The following is a 15,155-nucleotide window of genomic DNA, read 5'->3' on the forward strand; positions in this document are numbered from 1 at the left end:
GAGAAGCAAAATATTGATTTTTTCGTGTATTTGCTGTATTATGTTTATAGGTGAAATTATGTTAGAAGAATTAAATTACGAAGATATTGAAAATTTAGATAATATCGTTTTGGTCGATGTGAGGAGCGAGGGCGAGTACAAAAACGCTCACATACCAGGCGCTATCAATATTCCCATACTTGATAATGATGAGAGGCGCGAAGTAGGCACCTTGTATGACAGAGTATCATACGATTTAGCTAAGATAAAGGCGGTCGAGTACGCGTCGAAGAAACTTCCTGAGCTTTATGAAAAATATTTGGAGCTAGAAAAGACTTGCGATGAGATCGTAATCTATTGTGACAGAGGCGGCTATAGATCGACTGTGCTTGAGAGGACTTTTCGTGCGCTTGGCATGCACATCTCAAAGCTAAGTGGCGGCTACAAGGCATATAGGCGCTATGTGATGGAAAAGCTCGATGAATACTTTGAGAGGATCAAGGTCCTTACTTTTTATGGACTCACTGGCACACACAAGACTTATATAATAAGAAGACTTGAGGAAGATGGTATAAAGGTTTTAGATTTAGAGAAGTATGCGAATCACAGGGGATCCATCTTTGGCTCAGTCGGCCTAAAGGAAAAGGTCTCACAAAAGATGTTTGACTCATACATCTATGAGGCGATAAAGGATGATCCAGATGCCACATATATTACAGAGGGCGAATCGAGAAGGATAGGTGACATCGTTCTTCATGAAAAACTATATAAAAAGATGCTTGACTCAGACAAAATACTTATCGAAGCGTCTCTAGATGAGAGAGCAAAAAATATTTGTGAGGACTATTTGCCAAGTGAAAATAAAGAGGAAATCATAAAGACTTTCGAAGAGTTCAAAAAATTCATTAGTAAGGAAAGGTATGAGAAGTACACAGACATGCTTATGGAGGGAGAATACCTTGATCTCATCAAGGACATGATGAAGAGCTACTACGATCCTAAGTATTCATTTAAGAAGTATGATTACATCAAGGTATTTACAGATGCGAGCTACGACGATATTAAAGAATTTGTAAAAAAGTACTTGACAGATTAATCTAGTTATGCTAAACTATAGACGTAGTATTAAATACTAAGTGGAGGCAGTATGAGAGATAATATATTGACTGGCCTTAAAGAGCTAAAGCTTCCTAGGTACAAGGACTTACCCGACTTTGGCATTTATTCAGAGCAGCTAGTCGAGATAGTTAACAAGGCACTGGAAGCGATGTTTGATAAGGACAATAAATTAACGAAGTCCATGGTCAACAACTACGTCAAGCACAAAATTATGCCGAGCCCAATCAAGAAGCGCTACTTTCGTAATCACATCGTTTATTGCATAGTAATCACGGTTTTTAAGAACAATCTAAGCATGACTGAGATTGATGGCGGTATATTGCATGAGCTTAAGAAGAGCTCCATCGAAGAGTCGTATAATTACTTTTGCGACAAGATCGAGAGCGTTATGAGACTCATCATAGATATCTTGGGCAAACAAGATGATCCTGATACGAAGATGACGGCGACTATTGACGTGGACCTAGACAAGAGAAATGGCTTAACGCTTGCCATAGTGAGTGTTTGCACGAAAGTTATTACGCAAAAACTATTAGAATACGAGCTATTAAACGCTAAGGAGGACATATGAGTAAAGTAGGAATAATTATAGACACAGCCTGCGATCTACCTAAAGAAGCATATGAAGAATTAAATGTGGCGATGCTACCTTTGTGGGTACACTTCTCAGATAAATCGTATAGAGACCAAGTTGATATAGAAAAGGACGAGTTCTACAGACTTCTTGACAAGGAGTTTCCTAAGACAAGTACACCATCACCAATGGAGATAAAGGAAATAGTCGACAATGAGTTTGCATCTGGCGCTGATGAAGTCATAATCATCACGCTATCGTCAAGGCTTAGCGGGGCAAATAACTTAGCAAATCTTGTGGCAATGGACTACGACGGCAAAGTAAAAGTTTTTGATACAAAGAACATAGCCATCGGCTCAGGTTTTTATGCATATAGAGCAGCTAAGCTGAGAGATGAAGGCCATAGTGCAGATGAAATCATCAAGATTATGGAAGATGATAGAGCAAAGATGAAGTCAAGGACATACTTTGTTATTCCAGAACTTACAAACCTTATCAATGGCGGAAGGATAGGCAAGGTTAAAGGCGTTATCGGACAGCTATTGCATATCAAACCTATCATAACATGTGATGCAGATGGCGTTTACTATGATGTTGACAAAGTGAGGGGCTTTGCAAAGGCACAAAGAAGACTTGTAGACAAAATAAAAGATGAGTTAAAAGACGCAAAGGACTACTACTTATCAATCTGCCACGGAGCAAATCCAGAAGCACTCGAAGCTGTTAAAGATGCACTTAAAGACGAAGTGGCAAGAGCAAAGATATATGTTGAAGAGCAAATTGCACCGACACTAGCAGTACACACAGGCAGAGGCCTTGTCGGCGTTGCATATTATAAATTATAGATGAAAGGCTTAGGAGATTTACCTAAGCTTTTTTTGTTACTATTTTGTAAGATTTAAGTACTTGTAAATTGCTTTGATAAGTGATATTATATAGTTAACGATATATCAGACGAAAGCACAAGGAAGGTGGTTTTATGAAAGAAAATAAAAGAAAGATAATTTTTGTATCATATCTATTAGTACTAAGCTTATTATTTATCAGCGCATGCACAGATAAAATTGCTTCGAATAATATTGCCTCTAAATTTCCAAAAGACGAAGAAGGCTATCCAGAACAAAATTATGCAATGATCGATGGCAAAGTTTATGAGGTAGAAAAGAAAGAGGATATGTATGGAAAAGAGGAAAGCGATACTCCAGATGTCACGACCATAGACATAGACACAAATAAAGATGAGGTAGAAGTAGTCTTGCCAGCAGGAAATTGCTCTGACGAGTGGGTTATATCACCAAAGAATGATGTGACTGAGAAAACGTTAGTGGAATTTAAAGTTAAGGGCGAGTTAAGAGATGGAGGCCCATCGACTTGTGTAGACGTATATAAAGTTAAACTCAATGGCGATGAGACTGTAGAGTTTAAGAGAGTAAACGTTATGAACGAAGATGAGTATGAGGCTAAAAAAGCTTACACTATATTGAGAATCATCAAGATAAAGAAAGAAAAGTAAATAGATGATATATAAGGGCTTAGTGATTAAGTCCTTATATTTTTGCAAAAATATTTCCATAATGATTGAAAAATGTTTTTCTAAGTGATATAATTAGAATGTAATTTTTAAGGAGGATGACGACATGGAAAAGTTAGAACAAGTATATGAAGGCAAGGCAAAGAAGGTCTTCAAGACTGATGACCCTAAGAAATTTATCTTGTCTTACAAGGATGATGCTACTGCATTTAACGGCAAGAAGAAAGGTACTATAGTTGGTAAAGGTGTTGTCAACAACAAAATGAGTAACTTCTTCTTCCAAAAGCTTGAAAAAGAAGGCATTCCAACTATATATCTAGAAGAATTAAACGACAGAGAAACTTTAGTTAAGGCTGTTGAGATAGTTCCACTAGAAGTTATAGTTAGAAACGTAACTGCAGGCAGCTTCTCTAAGAGGATGGGTGTTGAAGAAGGTAAGGAATTACTTCACCCAATAGTTGAGTTCTCATACAAGTCAGATCCACTTGATGACCCATTCATCAACGATGATTATGCTACAGCGCTTGGTCTTGCTACAAAAGAAGAAGTAGAAACTATTAAGGACTACGCAAGAAAGGTAAATGACTACCTTTGCAAGCACTTTAAATCTGTTGGCATAAGACTTGTTGACTTCAAGCTTGAATTTGGTAGATATGACGGCAAGATCATCTTAGCTGACGAAATCAGTCCAGACACTATGAGACTTTGGGACTACGAAACTAACGAAAAGCTTGATAAAGACAGGTTCAGACGTGACCTTGGTAATGTTGAAGATGCATACCACGAAGTCATGAGAAGACTTGGACTAGAATAATGTTTGATAAAATACATGAAGAGTGCGGCGTTTTCGGGGCTTATTCACTTAAACACGAAGACGTCTCAACTCTGATTTACTACGGATTATTCGCTTTACAGCACAGAGGACAAGAATCTTGCGGTATTGCTGTAACAGATACCAAAATGAGCCAAAACATCCAGGTTTATAAAAATATGGGTCTAGTTAATGATGTTTTTAACAAAGATAATTTAGCTAAACTCACTGGCAATCTTGGTGTTGGTCATGTTAGGTACTCAACTTCAGGTAATTCTACCGTTTCTAACGCTCAACCACTAGTTATAAATTACTGGAAAGGCACTCTAGCCATCGCTCACAACGGCAACATTGTCAATCAAAAGGCGCTTAAGGAAGAACTTTCACAAACAGGAGCCATCTTCCAAACTACTTCTGACTCTGAAATCATTCCTTATCTTATAGCAAGAGCGAGACTTGAGTCAAAATCGGTTGAAGAAGCAGTTGTTAAGGCTATGCCAAAGATAGTTGGTGCTTATTCACTAGCTATAGCAAGTCCTAAAAAGTTAATAGCAGCGAGAGATCCTAACGGTTTCCATCCGCTTTGTATAGGTCAAAAAGGAGATACATACTTTGTATCGAGCGAATCATGTGCACTTGATGCAGTTGGAGCAAAGTTTATTAGAGATGTTGAACCAGGTGAAGTCGTTATAGTTACTGAAGAAGGAGTTAAATCCGTATATAAATATGAAGCGAAAAAATCCACTTGCATATTTGAATATATTTATTTCGCAAGACCTGACTCAGCCATTGACGGCATCAGTGTTTACGAAGCAAGACTAAATGCGGGTAGGATGCTTCACAAGAGATATCCAGTCGATGCAGACGTAGTCGTTGGCGTTCCAGACTCAGGTACACCAGCAGCATACGGCTATGCACAAGCAGCTAATATACCATTCTCCATAGCTTTCATCAAGAATAATTATGTTGGCAGAACATTTATCAAGCCTAGTCAAGATCAAAGATCACAAGGCGTTTCTATCAAGCTAAATATTCTTAAAGATGAGGTTAAAGATAAAAAGATAGTTTTGGTCGATGACTCCATCGTTAGAGGAACGACTATGAAAAATATTGTAAAGCAGCTTAAGGAGCTTGGTGCAAAGGAAGTTCATGTTAGAATATCCTCGCCACCATTCTTATATCCATGCTTCTACGGTACTGACGTGCCGACAAATAAGGAGCTAATCGCGTTTAAGTACACTCAAGATGAAATCAGGGACTACATTGGCTGTGATTCGCTTGGTTACTTAAAGGTAGAGGACCTAAAGGAGCTTGTTGAAGGACGCTGTGACTATTGCAACGCCTGCTTTACTGGTAATTATCCAACAGAGGTGGAAGATGGACAAATATAATAAATATATATCGCCGTTCTCAGAAAGATACTCTTCTAAAGAGATGCAGTATATATTTTCAGAAGAATATAAATTTAAAACATGGAGAAAGATGTGGATAGCCCTTGCAGAAGCTGAAAAAGAGATGGGTCTAGACATATCTGACGAAGCTATAGAAGAGATGAAGGCTAATAAGGACAATCTTAACATCGAAGTCGCAAAAGAGAGGGAAAAGCTTGTGCGTCACGATGTTATGAGCCATGTCTATGCCTATGGTCTTCAAGTGCCAAAGGCAAAGGCAATCATTCACTTAGGAGCAACTAGCTGCTACGTTGGTGATAACACTGACCTTATCACTATGCACGAGGCTCTTAAGCTTATCAGAAAAAAAGTTCTTACTGTTATGAAAAACCTTAGGGACTTTGCCATGAAGTACAAGGACCTTGACACACTTGGCTACACTCACTACCAAGCAGCTCAACCAACTACTGTTGGTAAGAGAGCATCGCTATGGCTTCAAGACCTTTACATGGACCTAGAAGAGCTAGATAAATTATTAGCAGATTACAAATTACTTGGCTCAAAGGGAACTACAGGCACACAAGCCTCTTTCATGGAACTTTTTGACAACGACGAAGAAAAAGTAAAGAAAGTCGATGAACTTATAGTGAAAAAACTTGGTTTCGACAAAGTTTTAACTATAAGCGGACAAACATATACAAGGAAGATAGATGCCAAGATACTTAATGTACTTAGCCTAATTGCGCAAAGTGCATACAAGTTCTCAGGCGACTTAAGATTATTAGCAAATTTAAAAGAAATAGAAGAGCCACTAGAAAAGAATCAAATTGGTTCATCTGCAATGCCATATAAGAGAAATCCTATGCGTGCAGAAAGAATCGCATCCATTTCACGCTACATCATAGTAAATTCACTTAATCCGCAAATAACAGCCGCAACACAATGGTTTGAAAGAACACTTGATGACTCGGCTAATAAGAGGATAGCTGTGAGCGAGGCCTTCCTAGCACTTGATGGTGTACTAGATATATACATCAATGTTAGTGACGGACTTATAGTTTATGAAAATGTTATTAAGAAGCACTTAAACGAAGAGCTTCCATTCATGATAACAGAAAATATACTGATGGAATGCGTTAAGCGTGGTGGCGACAGACAAGCCCTTCATGACAAGATCAGAGTTCATTCAAGAGAAGCACAAAAGAGGATCAAAGAAGAGGGCAAGGACAATAATTTATTAAAGCTAATTTCTGATGACAAAGACTTTAACTTGACTATGGATGACATAGAAGAGATAAAGGCTGCATCAAAGATTAGCGGAAGAGCATCTTCACAAGTTGAAGAATTTGTAAGTGAAACTATTGACCCGATACTTGAAAAGAACAAGGACAGCATCGGTATCAAAGTTGAACTCAATGTTTAGGAGGTATATATGATTACAGCTATAGTAGGAGCTAACTGGGGCGACGAAGGCAAGGGTAAAGTAACTGATATGCTAGCATGTGATGCAGATTATGTCGTTAGATTTCAAGGCGGAGCCAACGCTGGCCACACTATTATCAATAATTATGGTAGATTTGCACTTCATCTATTGCCATCAGGAGTATTTAATGAAAACACTGTCAATATACTTGCCAATGGCGTTGCGCTAAACATACCATTCTTCATTAACGAGCTTAAATCAATAGTGGACGCAGGCGTTAAAGAGCCAAAAGTTTATGTATCTGACAGAGCACAAATAGTTATGCCATATCACCTAGACTTTGATAAGTACGAAGAAGAAAGACTTAGCAAGGCATCCTTTGGATCGACTAAATCAGGTATTGCATATATATTTGCAGATAAATATCAAAAGATAGGCTTTGAAGTGAATGAGCTTTACGACGAAGAATATCTTTCAGAAAAATTAGATTTGATATTGCCAATCAAAAATGCGATACTTAAGGAGCTTTATCATAAAGAGCCGCTTAAGAAGGAAGACGTTTTAAAGACACTTCTTGAATATGGCGAAATAATTAAGCCATATGTTAAGAACACATCCAAAATGCTAAGAAAAGCTATCAAAGATGGCAAGAAGATCTTATTTGAAGGTCAACTTGGCACACTTAAAGATACTGATCATGGCATTTATCCAATGGTAACAAGCTCATCAACACTAGCTGGATACGCATCTATAGGAGCTGGAGTGCCACCGTATGAAATTAAAAACATCATCGCAGTAACAAAGGCATATTCATCAGCAGTAGGCGCAGGCGAGTTCGTTAGCGAAATTTTTGATGAAGAAGCAAATCAATTGAGGACTCATGGCGGCGACAAAGGTGAGTTCGGTGCAACAACAGGTAGACCAAGAAGAGTTGGTTGGTTCGACGTAGTCGCAACAAAGTACGGCATCGAAATGCAAGGCGCGACAGATATCGCCTTCATGGTCGTAGACGCACTTAGCTACTTAGATGAAATACCAGTTTGCGTTAGCTACGACATAGACGGCGAGATAACAGATGAATTCCCTAATACATCCAAGCTTAAAAAAGCAAAACCAGTTTTAGAAAGACTTAAGGGATGGAAGAGCGACATAAGAGGCATAACTAAGTACGAAGAGCTTCCAAAAGAAGCAAGGGACTATATCGAATTTATCGAAGAAAAACTTGGCAAAAAATTTAAATACATTTCTACAGGACCAAAGAGAGAAGAAATGATAATAAGATAAAGATTAACTACGCTTGTGTATATGAGCGTAGTTTTTTTGTAAAAAATTGCGTTTGTGATATAATACTTATAAGGAGATGGTAACATGAATAAGAAAATAGTTTTATTTCTCTTAGTGCTTTGCATACTAATGAGTTTTGGCTGCACAAAAACAAATGATGTAAGCAAAGATGATATTGATAATAAGATAGAAACTTCTGAAAATGCAAGTATAAATGAGCTAGAAACAAAAATTGATAAGCTTAATAAAAAAATTATAGATTTAGATAATGATATGTATACGAATAAAAGAATGCTTGATTTTTATAAAGAAATACTTAGCAATATGAATAAAAAAGCTGATGCTGATTTAAAAAATAAAATAGCAGCGGCTACAATCGATCCAGTGTTTTCAATAAAAGAACATCAACTTGATGAAGAAGAGGAGCTATCAATTAAAGATCTAAAAAATAATATTTTCAGTGTTAATTTATCATATAATATCGTTTACCCAGAGCTTGTAAACGATTATTCGCTTACATTCAAAAGGAAGCTTCCATATCTTGATCCTGAAAAGCTACTTGAAATTAAAACAAAGGCTAAGCACGAAATAAAGTTTTTTGGAGATTATAATATACAAAAAATATTAATTACATTTAAAGACTTGAAAGTTGGCGACACAATTAGCATAGTTCTAAGCGATGAACTTGCTAAGCTATGTGATTATAAGAGCGGCAGCATCACCATAAACATAGTAGAGTAAATAAAAATGAAGCGAGGCACTTGTCTCGCTCTTTCTATATCTATAAAGAAATCTTATAATAATATACATATTTTTATAAAAAAATCAATATTTGTGATTTAAATCACATCTTTAATATAAAATGACCTGTATAATCTAAACACAATATAATTCATCCAGAGAGGCGGAGGGACTGGCCCTATGAAGCCCGGCAACCTGTTTAATCAAGGTGCTAATTCCAGCGGTTATACCGAAAGATGACGATTTTTTCACGATACTCTTTATCTTTTGGTAAAGAGTTTTTTTATTGGATTTATCCAAGGAAGGAGGAGCTTATGATAGAAGCAAAAAATTTGATTAAGACTTACAAGGTAGATGGCAAAGAATTTAATGCTGTCGATGGCGTAAGTTTTAAAGCAGAAAAGAAAGACATCTTGGCCATCATAGGTTTATCTGGAGCAGGCAAGTCAACTTTAGTTAGACTACTCAATAGACTTGAGGAAGCTGACAGTGGCGAAGTAATCATAGATGGAGTGAACATCTTTAACTTAAAGCAAAAAGAGCTCTTAGCTTTAAGAAAAAGAATCGCTTTTATCTTTCAAACTTTTAATCTTTTCAGTCAATACACAGTTCTAGACAATGTGATTTTTCCTTTAAACTTAAATGGCTTCAAGGGAGACAAAAAGGCTGAAGCGAGAAAGTTTCTTGATTATGTTGGCCTACTTAATAAAGAGAAGGCATATCCAAGTGAATTATCTGGCGGACAAAGACAAAGAGTTGCCATAGCAAGAGCCCTTGTATCTAAGCCTGAGATTATACTTTCAGACGAAGCAACGAGCGCACTTGACCCAGAAAGCACTAGGATGGTCATAGATTTATATAAAAGAGCAAGAGATGACTTTGATACGACTACCATAATGATAACGCATCAGATGGAAGCGGCAAAGGATGCTTCGAACAAAATTGCTCTTATGGAAAATGGAAGAATTATAGAAGAAAACACTACTACAGAGCTTTTCAAAAACCCAAAGACAAAGCTTGCACAAAGCTTTATCAAGAAGGCGGCTCCTGATACAGAGCTTGACTACAGCGCTTTCACTGGCAAATTGATTAGACTTTCTTACTCGAAGGACACAGTTAAGACGCCTGTATTAAGTAACGCGATGAAGACCTTTAACGTTGACATCAACATCATTGACGGTAACATCAGTAACGTTTTGGATGAAGAGCTTGGTTACATGGTCGTTGAGCTACGCGGCTCAGACGAAGAGGCACAAAAAGTTATTTCTTACTTAAAAGCTAATTGCGCAGAAGTATCGGAGGTGATAGCATGAGGTTCAAGGAAATAGTGGACATAGTTTTACCAGCACTTCCTGAAACTATAATCATGATTATAGTGCCGGCGCTCATCGCTCTAATTATCGGACTTCCATGGGGCATATTAACTTATGTGACTAGACCAAATGGTTTAAGAGAAAATAAATTTATATATACAATAACAAATGGCATCATAAACATATTTAGAAGCATGCCAGCAATTATATTAATTATAGTCCTAGCGCCATTATCAAGATTTATTATTGGTAAGGCAATAGGAACTGAGGCGGCTTTGGTGCCACTAACATTTGCGGCAGCACCCTTCATAGCAAGATTATATGAAGGCTACTTCCTAGAAGTAGATGCAGGTGTCATAGAAGCAGCTAAATCAATGGGTGCAAGCAATTTTGAAATAGTCAAGGTGCTATTAAAAGAGACAGTGCCAGCGGCTATACTTGGCGTAACGACTACCATAATCAACTTGGTTGGCTACTCAGCGATGGCTGGAGCGCTTGGCGGAGGCGGTCTTGGTGACATCGCAATCAGATACGGCTACCAAAGAAATCAACTTGACATACTTTGGATTTCAGTCGCACTCATAGTTATAATCGTACAAATTGTACAATTTACAGGAAACACTATATACAAAAAAGTAAACAAAAAATTAATTTATAAAATTAAGGAGAGAATAAAATGAAAAAAATATTTACATTACTATTAGCATTAACACTATTAACAAGCCTTGTAGCTTGCAATAACTCTACAGGAAATACAAATAAAAATGATGCAGAAACAAATACTGAAACAAAGACAGAAGCACAAACAGATGATGACAATAAGATTATCATAGGTGTATCACCAGTACCTCACGCAGAAATTACTGAAGCACTTAAAGACGAGTTTGCAAAAGAAGGACTAGATGTTGAAGTAAAGGTATTTGATGACTACGTTCAACCAAACCTAGCTCTTGACCAAGGCGACATCGATGCAAACTATTTCCAACACATACCATACCTAATTAATTTTGCTAAAGAAAGAGGACTTAACTTAGAAAATCTTGGTTCAGTACACATCGAACCAATGGGATTATACTCAGACAAGATCAAGTCACTTGACGAATTAAAGGACGGAGACGAAGTTTTAATACCAAGCGACCCATCAAACGGACGTAGAGCTTTACTATTACTTGAAAAGAATGGTCTAATCACACTTAAAGATGATACTAAAGAAGATATAACTGAAAAAGATATTGATCAAAACACAAAGAACTTAAAATTTACTCCAATTGAAGCAGCAAATATACCAAACGTTTATAAAGATGCAGCACTAGCAGCTATAAACACAAACTTCGCGCTTGGCGCAGGACTTAACCCATCAGCTGATGCTTTAGCTCTTGAAGACAAGGACAGCCCTTACGCAAACATCATCGCTGTTAGAAAAGGTGACGAAACAAAAGATAAGTTCCAAAAGCTTATCAAAGTATTCCAATCAGACGCTTGCAAAAAGTTTATCGAAGATACTTACAAGGGAGAAATCTACCCTGCTTTTTAATATATTTAATGACGAGATAAGTGATGGCTACGGCTATCACTTTTCTTTTGTAAAAATTTTATATTTTTTCATAAATATATGTTATAATTAATATAGATGTTTATGCGCGAAAAAGATTTGCGCACGAGTAATATTATAAATGCTTTTTTGAAAGGAAGATATTATGTGTGGTATAGTTGGATACTATGGCAAGAATGATGCAATAAAGTACGCAATCAAAGGCCTTTATAGCCTTGAGTACAGGGGCTATGACTCCTCTGGCATTGCCTACATTAAAGATAATGATTTAAAGATATATAAAAGAGTTGGCAGGATAAAGGAGCTTGACAAGGCTTGTCCAAAGGAAGCTGCTGGCATTGCCATCGCTCATACGAGATGGGCGACACATGGCGGTGTGACTGAAACGAACGCGCATCCGCACCTTGATACGAAGGGTGATTATGCCATAGTTCATAACGGTGTCATAGAAAATTATCTTGAGCTAAAGAAATCCATGCCAGATTTTACTCCAAAGGGCGAGACTGACACAGAAGTTCTTATCGAGTACATCGCAAGGAATATGAAGGAAAATAATGTAGATAGCTTTATGAAGGCACTTGAAGATGTCAAAGGCAGTTACGCGATTTTAGTTTTGGATAAAAAGACAAAAAATTTATATTTTGCCAAAAAGGGCTGCCCTCTATTAATGAGCGTTAAGAATGATGAATATCTATTTGCAAGCGATATCTCAGCTGCCATCGATCTAAGTAATGAAATTATTTACTTTGAAGATGGTGATATGGGCGTTTTAAATAGTGACGGCATCAAGATTTACAATTCTCATAAAGAAGTTCAAAGAGAAATTCAAAAATCAAATGTCAATATAGAAGAAACTCAAAAAGATGGCTACGAGCACTTTATGCTAAAGGAAATACATGAAGAGCCAAAGAAGTTTAAGGAGCTTCTTGATAGGCACATTCGTGACGGCAAAGTCTACTTTGATGAATTATATGGACTTAATCTAAATGACTTTGATAATATCTACGTAACAGGCTGCGGCACAGCTTATCACGCAAGTCTACTTGCTAAGAACTATCTTGAAAGGTTTATAGAAAGACCAATAATTGCTGAAACATCGAGCGAACTAAGATACTCGTATAACTTCATTGGTAAGAAGACGCTTCTAATAGCGATCAGCCAATCAGGCGAAACAGCCGACGTCATGGGCCTTGTAAAAGAAGCAAAGGCAAGTGGTGCGACAGTACTTGCCATCACAAACGTGATTAATTCGTCACTTGATAGGATCGCTGACTATAAGGTACACATCTTTGCTGGACCAGAAATTTCAGTTGCATCGACCAAAGCCTTTATGATGCAAATACTATGCATATATTTACTTGGCATATATTTTAGAGATGGCCTAGCAGGATACGACTGCGGTATGTACAGCCAAATTGTAGATGAATTAGTAAAAATATCTAGGGAAATGGATTCAGAAATAACAAGGCTTGAGCCTATTGCCAAGGAAGTCGCTGAGAGGATTAAGGATAAGGAAAAGATATTCTTCATAGGTCGTGACCTTGATTATATTGCGGCTCTTGAAGTTTCGCTTAAGCTTAAAGAGATTAGCTACATTAACTCAATCGCCTTTAAAGCAGGCGAGCTAAAACATGGCAGCATCGCTCTTATAGATGAAAAGTCATCGGCTATTGCCTTTGCAAACGAAGGACAAATATTTGATAAGACAAGAACTACTTTGGAAGAGCTAGTTGCGAGAGGCGCTGATACCATACTCGTGACAAATCAAGATGAGGGCAAGGGCATAGTGAATCTAAAAAGAACATTCACGGTCTTCGCGCCTATATACAGCGTTTTGTTCGGTCAGCTAATGAGCTACTACACAGCGCTAGTTTTAGGACGCGACATTGACAAGCCGAGAAACTTGGCAAAGAGCGTAACAGTAGAGTAGGAGGATATATGATTAAAAAAGCAATAATACCCGCGGCGGGACTTGGAACGAGGATGCTTCCTCAGACTAAGGCATCGCCAAAGGAGATGATACCCATCTTTGATAAACCGACGCTTCAATACATAGTTGAAGAAGCTTATGAGTCGGGCATCACGGACATATTGATTATAACTGGTAGAAATAAAAATTCTATCGAGGATCACTTCGACAGAAACATAGAGCTAGAGAAGTCTCTTGAGGAGTCTGGCAAGTTTGAGATACTTAAGGAGATTAACAAAATCTCTGATATGGTCAATATTTATTACATCAGGCAAAAGGCGCCGCTTGGCCTTGGCCACGCAATTTTGTGTGCTGAGAGCTTTGCGGGCGGGGAAGATGTCGCAGTGCTTTTAGGCGACGACATCGTTTACTCGAAAGAGCCTTGCTTAAAGCAGCTGATGAACGCTTATGACGAGACGGGCAAATCCATCTTGGGCGTGGGTCTTGTAGCTAAAGAAGATACATCGAAGTATGGCATCATCGCCTACGACGAAAAAGTGAATGAAAGATTATATAAGGTCAAGTCCATAGTCGAAAAGCCTGATATTGACAAGGCTCCGTCGAATATAGCTGTGCTTGGTAGATACATCTTGAAGAATGATATCTTTGAGCTTTTAAAAAAGACTAAGCCAGGGAAGAACGGCGAGATACAGCTGACTGACGCTATTGACATGCTATTAAAAGAAGACGATATCTACGCTTATGTCTTTGAAGGCCACAGATATGACCTTGGTAGCAAGCTTGGTTTTATACAGGCTAATCTTGATTTTGCTCTAAGAAGCGATATTCGTGAAGATGTTTTAAATTACATCAAGGATATAGTGAAAGATGAGGCTTAAGGACTTTGAGGCAGCCATCTTCGACTTGGATGGAACTGTCTTTGACTCGATGAATGTTTGGAAAAACGTTGACCTAAGATTTTTTACGAGGCACTCGCTTTTCTTGACGGATGATTACTTTGACAATATCATGCACAAGACGCTCACGGACGCTGCAAAATACACAATTGAGCGCTACGCACTAAATATGACGACAGAAGATGTCGTTAGTGAGTGGACTCATCTAGCAAAGGAAGAATTTGAAAACAATGTAGTGCCTAAGAAGGGCATCATTGATTACTTAAAGAGACTTAGAGAAAAAGGCGTTAAAACTTCGATCGCGACAGCGAATGAGAAGGACATTTTTATTACTACGCTTAAAAAGTTTGATATGCATACGCTTTTTGATGACATAGTGACTCTATCTGACATCGGCTCAGATAAATCGTCGCCACTCATCTATTTAAAGTGCATTGCAAAATACAATATCATGCCGCAGAACACTTTAGTCTTCGAAGACTTGCCGAAGAACCTTAAAACTGCGAAAAAAGCAGGCTTTTTAACGGTTGGCGTACTTGATAACGAGGACTATCTGTCACATATTTCTAAATATAGCGACATCATCATCAGAGATTTTACAGAAATTTAGG

Annotated in this window: 15 protein-coding genes and 1 riboswitch; all 15 genes read left to right on the top strand. The window is 37.8% G+C overall.

Annotated features, from left to right (window positions below):
- Positions 1 to 58: 58 nt before the first annotated feature.
- The 15 genes from mnmH to AC1EJ0_RS06955 all read left to right on the top strand — a co-directional run bounded on the left by mnmH (position 59) and on the right by AC1EJ0_RS06955 (position 15,154).
- Positions 59 to 1,075, top strand: coding sequence for a tRNA 2-selenouridine(34) synthase MnmH (gene mnmH / locus AC1EJ0_RS06885; RefSeq protein ID WP_480023763.1), 1,017 nt, complete (start codon positions 59 to 61; stop codon positions 1,073 to 1,075).
- 51 nt (positions 1,076 to 1,126) lie between these two features.
- Positions 1,127 to 1,669: a DUF1836 domain-containing protein gene (locus tag AC1EJ0_RS06890; protein WP_480023764.1), complete on the top strand. Its 543-nt coding sequence runs from the start codon at positions 1,127 to 1,129 to the stop codon at positions 1,667 to 1,669.
- Positions 1,666 to 2,517 carry a DegV family protein gene (locus tag AC1EJ0_RS06895; protein ID WP_480023765.1) on the top strand — a complete coding sequence of 284 codons (852 nt, stop codon included), beginning with the start codon at positions 1,666 to 1,668 and terminating at the stop codon, positions 2,515 to 2,517. Before AC1EJ0_RS06890 ends, AC1EJ0_RS06895 begins: the two co-directional genes overlap by 4 nt.
- A 134-nt stretch (positions 2,518 to 2,651) precedes the next feature.
- On the top strand, positions 2,652 to 3,185 hold the full coding sequence (locus tag AC1EJ0_RS06900) for a hypothetical protein (protein ID WP_480023766.1): 534 nt from the start codon (positions 2,652 to 2,654) through the stop codon (positions 3,183 to 3,185).
- A 124-nt stretch (positions 3,186 to 3,309) separates the two neighbouring features.
- The gene (gene purC / locus AC1EJ0_RS06905; RefSeq protein ID WP_294795426.1) at positions 3,310 to 4,017 is read left to right on the top strand and encodes a phosphoribosylaminoimidazolesuccinocarboxamide synthase; all 708 of its coding nucleotides are present in this window, start codon (positions 3,310 to 3,312) and stop codon (positions 4,015 to 4,017) included.
- The gene (gene purF, locus AC1EJ0_RS06910) at positions 4,017 to 5,405 is read left to right on the top strand and encodes an amidophosphoribosyltransferase (protein WP_480023767.1); all 1,389 of its coding nucleotides are present in this window, start codon (positions 4,017 to 4,019) and stop codon (positions 5,403 to 5,405) included. Before purC ends, purF begins: the two co-directional genes overlap by 1 nt.
- The gene (purB, locus tag AC1EJ0_RS06915; RefSeq protein WP_480023768.1) at positions 5,392 to 6,828 is read left to right on the top strand and encodes an adenylosuccinate lyase; all 1,437 of its coding nucleotides are present in this window, start codon (positions 5,392 to 5,394) and stop codon (positions 6,826 to 6,828) included. The genes purF and purB overlap by 14 nt, the downstream gene beginning before the upstream one ends.
- A gap of 9 nt (positions 6,829 to 6,837) precedes the next feature.
- Positions 6,838 to 8,112 (top strand): adenylosuccinate synthase, encoded by a 1,275-nt coding sequence (locus AC1EJ0_RS06920; RefSeq protein WP_480023769.1) that lies wholly within the window; start codon positions 6,838 to 6,840, stop codon positions 8,110 to 8,112.
- Between the two features lie 84 nt (positions 8,113 to 8,196).
- The gene (locus AC1EJ0_RS06925; RefSeq protein WP_480023770.1) at positions 8,197 to 8,853 is read left to right on the top strand and encodes a hypothetical protein; all 657 of its coding nucleotides are present in this window, start codon (positions 8,197 to 8,199) and stop codon (positions 8,851 to 8,853) included.
- Between the two features lie 148 nt (positions 8,854 to 9,001).
- A riboswitch (SAM riboswitch) is annotated at positions 9,002 to 9,096 on the top strand.
- A gap of 71 nt (positions 9,097 to 9,167) precedes the next feature.
- Positions 9,168 to 10,166 carry a methionine ABC transporter ATP-binding protein gene (locus AC1EJ0_RS06930; RefSeq protein ID WP_294985548.1) on the top strand — a complete coding sequence of 333 codons (999 nt, stop codon included), beginning with the start codon at positions 9,168 to 9,170 and terminating at the stop codon, positions 10,164 to 10,166.
- A complete protein-coding gene (locus AC1EJ0_RS06935; RefSeq protein WP_480023771.1) occupies positions 10,163 to 10,846 on the top strand; it encodes a methionine ABC transporter permease in 684 nt (227 codons plus the stop codon). The genes AC1EJ0_RS06930 and AC1EJ0_RS06935 overlap by 4 nt, the downstream gene beginning before the upstream one ends.
- The gene (locus AC1EJ0_RS06940; protein WP_480023772.1) at positions 10,843 to 11,700 is read left to right on the top strand and encodes a MetQ/NlpA family ABC transporter substrate-binding protein; all 858 of its coding nucleotides are present in this window, start codon (positions 10,843 to 10,845) and stop codon (positions 11,698 to 11,700) included. Before AC1EJ0_RS06935 ends, AC1EJ0_RS06940 begins: the two co-directional genes overlap by 4 nt.
- Positions 11,701 to 11,863: 163 nt before the next feature.
- Complete coding sequence (gene glmS / locus AC1EJ0_RS06945; protein WP_480023773.1) at positions 11,864 to 13,648, top strand: glutamine--fructose-6-phosphate transaminase (isomerizing); 1,785 nt, start codon at positions 11,864 to 11,866, stop codon at positions 13,646 to 13,648.
- Positions 13,649 to 13,656: 8 nt separating this feature from the next.
- Entirely contained in the window at positions 13,657 to 14,526 is an 870-nt protein-coding gene (gene galU / locus AC1EJ0_RS06950; protein WP_480023774.1) for a UTP--glucose-1-phosphate uridylyltransferase GalU, read from the top strand.
- The gene (locus AC1EJ0_RS06955; RefSeq protein WP_480023775.1) at positions 14,516 to 15,154 is read left to right on the top strand and encodes an HAD family hydrolase; all 639 of its coding nucleotides are present in this window, start codon (positions 14,516 to 14,518) and stop codon (positions 15,152 to 15,154) included. Before galU ends, AC1EJ0_RS06955 begins: the two co-directional genes overlap by 11 nt.
- Position 15,155 lies beyond the last annotated feature (1 nt).

The sequence above is a fragment of the Fenollaria sp. C0166D3 genome, from assembly GCF_056590255.1.